Here is a 5,096-nt window from a genome sequence, read left to right as displayed (position 1 = left end):
TAACGAATGATATGGACTCCCCACCCTTAATCGGCATCGATGTGCCATAGTGAAATTGCGAGATTTCAAAATATAAGCGGAGAGTCCATATGTCTATTAAAGTCCTTGGCATTGATTTAGCCAAATATAATTTTAGTATCCATGGCGTAGATAACTATGACAAGCCTGTATTTAAAAAAACAGTAAAACGCCATAAGTTACTGCAAACAATCGCCGTTTTACCGCCTTGTATCATTGGTGTTGAGGCCTGTTCAGGTGCCCATTATTGGGCTCGGGAAATGAGTAAATTAGGCCATACTGTTCGAATCATGGCGCCCAAATTTGTATCTCCTTATCGCCAAAATGAAAAAAATGATGCAAACGACGCTGAAGCCATTTGTGAAGCGGTAACCAGGCCTAAAACACGCTTTGTTACTATCAAGAGTGAAGAGCAACAGGCTGTTCTGTGCGTTCATCGTATCCGAAACGGGCTCATTAAAGACCGAACAGCTCGACTTAACCGAATTCGAGGCTTACTTGAAGAATTTGGGTTAGCAACACCTAAGGGACGCTATCCAGGTCAAAAAGCCATCCAATGTATTTTAGAAGATGGCGAGAATGGATTACCTGACTTAGCGCGCGAACTGATAGCACAAGTATGGGAAAGCATTGTCAGTCTAAACAATGAGATACTTAGCTATGACCGCCGTTTATATAAACTGGCAAACCACTCTACAGAAGCAAAGCGCATTATGACGATACCGGGTATTGGTGAATTGAGTGCTACCGCCATTATTGCTAGCGTCAGTGACGCAAAACAATTCAATAGTTCACGGCAATTCAGTGCGTGGCTAGGTCTTGTACCTAGACAATATACAACGGGTGGGCACATACGATTGGGTCGGATATCCAAGCGAGGGGATAAATATTTACGAACCTTACTTATTCATGGGGCCCGCTCAGTTATCGCTGCAAGCAAAAACAAAACGGACAAAACCAGTCTATGGGTCAAAGACTTGGTTGAACGACGAGGTTTTGGTCGAGCTTGTGTCGCTTTAGCAGCGAAGAATGCACGTTTAGTCTGGGCACTTTTAACGTCTGGGAATGACTATCAAGTGAACTATTAAAGAGGTTAACCTGCCGAGTCTCAGCAAAGGCAATAGATGACAATACGGTCAAACCGAAGATATCAAGAATCTGATTAGCTTTTTGATCAAAAAGATCGGCTAACGAATGAGATCGATATCAATGCGAACATCATCAGGGCGATAGCGCAATAAAGCTACTAAACGCCGAATGTAGAGCTGCTGTTAGATCCACTGTTGTGAATTATTGTAATTGCTTGACAAAGGGGGAGTCCATGTAGCTAAGCTAACGGGCAGTAACGTAGCGGTATAATCGCGAAGCGCCGCTGCGTTACTGTCCCAGTGACCGAAGGGAACGAGTTTAGCGCTTTGTTAGGCGACCTTCTATATTAGCGAGATAAAAGCTTGCGTTTTTCAGCCTCGAATTCTTCATCTGTTATTATCCCTTTCTTTCTGAGGTCGTCTAGTTTGATGAGTTCTTCATAAATGTCTTTTGATTCATCTTTGACGGAAACTTGGCTTTTAGCTTCTAGAATGAAATCTGCTTTATTAGCCAATTTAGCATCTCTTGTGCTTGGATCGTTTTCCTCTACCAGCCGAAACTGATACTCAATTGATGCAAAACGCCCGGGCGCCATAGGAGTTTCGTCGATTGAAATTGGAACAGCAACTTTACCTCGATTTTTTGCGAATGCTGTTGCTTCCTGAATTACATCAGCTTTCATTTTTGCGGCGTTACCAAATATCCCCGCTTTATCAATGCGACTTATAATATAAGTGTCTTTTGATACCTCGACGATTCCGGGATTAGACGCGCAAGCAAAAATTAGCAAAAGAGCCATTAAAACGATAATAAGTTTTTTCATATTATTCCTATTTGAAAATAAGAGCATTCCAAGTCGCCTAACACCTCGATAAGGGGCAAATACGTGTACGGCATAATCTAAGGAGGCCGTACACGTATTTGTCCCAACGACCGCAGGGAGTGAGCTTGATTGGCTTGTTATATTTACTCACCTCCTCCGCCTCCTGCGTCGTTACCACCTGAAGTGTCAGTATAATTGTCATATGACGGACCTGACTGATAACTAGTCGATGGTTCTTCGCTTTCTCTTTTGTTACTACTTAAACTCATTTCATAAAAAACGAAGTTTAGTAACCCTAAAACACCGCCAGCAATAGCGCTATATTTAAATAGCTCAAACGGGGAAAAATGGCCCGAATCGAAACCAATTGTTAAACAGAGTAACGCTAAAAGCGACCCCGATATGAATCCGTAAAGGAGCTTTTGACCTCCTTTGTAAGTATCGTTACTCATAATTGCTACCGTAAATATAACACCCGTTTAAGGGGCACAAACATGTAGGCTAAACTGCGAAGCAGCCTGCATGTTTGTGTCCCAGCCCATGCCCTGCATGGGCGAATTAAAACGTTTGTTATAGGTCATTGCAGAGGTGGCTCAAGCTTATCTATACGAATCGAACCATGATTTCCCATGGTTATCATTATTGTTGCGATATCTTTACCCCAGTGGTACCGAGTTTTACCATTCTCTTCCCAAGAGATACGATATTTGGGACCGACTTCTACTGTTAAATAGAGCCAGTCTTGGAAACCTTCCATCAAAGGTACAGAAGGTTTATCTTCAGAACGATATATTTCTTGTAAGAATTGTAAAGTTCCCAATTCTACGTCTTTCAGTTTTGCAAGATCTTCATCGTTGAAGTCGATCGTTTTACCGCCAATAATAATATTCAACGTTTCAATATCGTCAGTTTCAGCGTTCAAGCGAATTTCACAATAGATAGTATTATATGGTTCGGGAAGAACGCCTTCCCATACTGTGTAATGCTGATGTACCAGAGATGGTTGGAAAGCGTTGGAACAGCAAGAGAAAACGGCTAAAAAGAAAATTAAAAATCGAAGTTTCATTGATGACCTATAACTTCCAAATATGGGGCGCGGACATGCAGGCGAAAATCGCGAAGCCGCCTGCGTGTTTGCGTCCCAGCCCGCTTGCGGGCGACATGATTTTTTTGTTATACGACATATTTGAAGCAGTCCGGTTAAAAATTATCAATATCTGAAATTTGTTGAATTTTTAGTGGCTCTGGCTCAGGAATTTCGGACCTTTTAAGATAATTGAAAACCACGAGCTTTAAACAGGTAACACCACAAACGAACGCTAGCAGCCCGAAACTAACTGACCACAAGTTATAACTATACATCGATACACAACCGGAAAAATAACAGACGTTACCAGCCCCTTTTGCAAATGCCAAAAAAGAGAATATTGCAGAAAATATCATTAACAGGTAAATCCTTTTCACAAATTCCACCTTGTCGTATAACGTCCCGCATAAAGGGCAGCTAGCTGTGGGCTAAACTTGCGCGTAGCGCGAGCCCACAGGTAGATGTCCGCGCGAACGAAGTGAGTTTTGATGCGATTGTTAGGCCTTTTCTTCATTTTTAAAAAGAGAAAACGGGTTCTTGATAAAGGCAAAAATAAGTAGGCCTGCGAACAAAACACTTTGAAACACCTCTAGGCTGAAAGCTAATGGGTCATCGAAAAATGCGATATCCCCATATCTTCTATAGTAAATCGTCCCGTATAAATAAGCTTCATACAACCTACTGGTTGGAAAATAAATTAAAATTAAACACCATACGCGAATTATGAAGTGAACAATTTTTCCATCTGTCTTTGTTAGTATATTTGGAACATTGTTTCTTTTACTATTCGAAACTATCTCTTTATTCGTTGCTTTGACTTGATTCTCTCGCTTACTTAACTCTCTTTTTATTTCTATCACACGATCGGGGAGTCTAACTTTATCGATTGTTTCCAAAGCCTGGTGGAGCTCCTGCTCAGAGTATGAAGAATAATTTGGTCGCAAATCCTGCATAGTTCAATTAGGGCCTAACGCCCCGCATAAAGGGCAGCTGCTTGTGGGCTAAACTTGCGCGTAGCGCCAGCCCACAAGTAGATGTCCGCGCGAACGAAGTGAGTTTTAATGCGATTGTTAGGTGCGTGCCTATTCAAACTTGCTTTCCTTTTAACATACACCTTCTAACTGCTTTTTGAGCTAAAAATATAACCACAAGGTTTGGCACTAAAATACTAAAGACTACCGCCAAACTAAAGTTTAAACCTTGATGCCACAGCCACTTTGTTGCTGGCCAATAAACACTAAAGAAAAAGTCCTCTAGAGGGTACTGTGCGCAAGTTCCATGCATAGATGTCATTGGATAGGCAGCCACAGCAAAACAAATAAGCGATATAAAAATAGTGCTGGCTTTCTTCAATTTAACTCCATAGCACCTAACACCCCCATAAGGGGCAATTACCTGTAGGCTAAAATACGGAGCGAAGCGGAGGGAGCCTACAGGTAATTGTCCCAGCGCAGCGCGTTAATGGGCTTGTTAGGGTTACAATTGCTCCGGAGTTTACCCTTTACTATTTACAGGGAACTTGCCTTTAACTGCGAACCAAATACCCGGCAAACCGAAAGCAAAGAAAAATAATATAGCATTGAAAATAGATGGCTCTGATTTTTGTCCTGATATTAATTGGCCATCACCCAGTTGACTTAGAAAATATCCAATGGATAAGCAAAAAGCGATAAAGCCGACTACGCGTCCTAAATAATTACGTACCTTGCCACTAGTGACGCACATTGTAAAAATGACTAAGCAAAAACCGCCAAATCCATAAATAGCTATTGGCTTACTCATTCCTGGCGCAATTAAAATCATGACGACGCCAAAAAGGCCAGAAATGCTACCAAGCAGGATTCTAGAAAAGGGACTTAATCCTTTATTGAGTACCTCTTGGCCAGATTTATACATGTAAACTTTCCTTGTAACCCTAACGCCCCGCATAAAGGGCAGCTAGCTGTGGGCTAAAATTGCGCGCAGCGCGAGCCCACAGGTAGATGTCCGCGCGAGCGCAGCGAGTTTTAATGCGATTGTTAGCTGTCAGAGCGCAAGACTTCCTAGGAACCCAATTAATAACCAACAAAAGACACCTCA

At 42.0% G+C, this 5,096-nt stretch carries 7 protein-coding genes; 1 reads left to right on the top strand and 6 read right to left on the bottom strand.

Going from position 1 to position 5,096, the window contains the following annotated elements:
• Positions 1-89: 89 nt before the first annotated feature.
• The gene (locus CSH92_RS16885) at positions 90-1,106 is read left to right on the top strand and encodes an IS110 family RNA-guided transposase (RefSeq protein ID WP_100658827.1); all 1,017 of its coding nucleotides are present in this window, start codon (positions 90-92) and stop codon (positions 1,104-1,106) included.
• A 347-nt stretch (positions 1,107-1,453) separates the two neighbouring features.
• Here CSH92_RS16885 and CSH92_RS16880 read toward each other — a convergent pair whose 3' ends face one another.
• From CSH92_RS16880 to CSH92_RS16850, 6 genes are all read right to left on the bottom strand, one after another.
• Positions 1,454-1,930: an SHOCT domain-containing protein gene (locus tag CSH92_RS16880; RefSeq protein ID WP_100658826.1), complete on the bottom strand. Its 477-nt coding sequence runs from the start codon at positions 1,928-1,930 to the stop codon at positions 1,454-1,456.
• Between the two features lie 143 nt (positions 1,931-2,073).
• A complete protein-coding gene (locus CSH92_RS16875) occupies positions 2,074-2,382 on the bottom strand; it encodes a hypothetical protein (protein ID WP_100658825.1) in 309 nt (102 codons plus the stop codon).
• 125 nt (positions 2,383-2,507) lie between these two features.
• Positions 2,508-2,996, bottom strand: coding sequence for a hypothetical protein (locus CSH92_RS16870; protein WP_124916999.1), 489 nt, complete (start codon positions 2,994-2,996; stop codon positions 2,508-2,510).
• A 518-nt stretch (positions 2,997-3,514) separates the two neighbouring features.
• The gene (locus tag CSH92_RS16860; RefSeq protein WP_124916998.1) at positions 3,515-3,913 is read right to left on the bottom strand and encodes a hypothetical protein; all 399 of its coding nucleotides are present in this window, start codon (positions 3,911-3,913) and stop codon (positions 3,515-3,517) included.
• A gap of 190 nt (positions 3,914-4,103) precedes the next feature.
• Positions 4,104-4,370: a hypothetical protein gene (locus tag CSH92_RS16855; protein WP_100658821.1), complete on the bottom strand. Its 267-nt coding sequence runs from the start codon at positions 4,368-4,370 to the stop codon at positions 4,104-4,106.
• Positions 4,371-4,511: 141 nt separating this feature from the next.
• Positions 4,512-4,913: a hypothetical protein gene (locus CSH92_RS16850; RefSeq protein WP_100658820.1), complete on the bottom strand. Its 402-nt coding sequence runs from the start codon at positions 4,911-4,913 to the stop codon at positions 4,512-4,514.
• Positions 4,914-5,096: the final 183 nt, after the last annotated feature.

Origin of the sequence: Neoalteromonas flava, from assembly GCF_002807685.1 — a bacterium.
In the GTDB taxonomy this organism is placed as follows: Bacteria; Pseudomonadota; Gammaproteobacteria; order Enterobacterales; family Alteromonadaceae; genus Alteromonas_E; species Alteromonas_E flava.
Note: the sequence above shows the minus strand (reverse complement) of the source record. Positions and strands in the feature narration are given on the sequence as shown.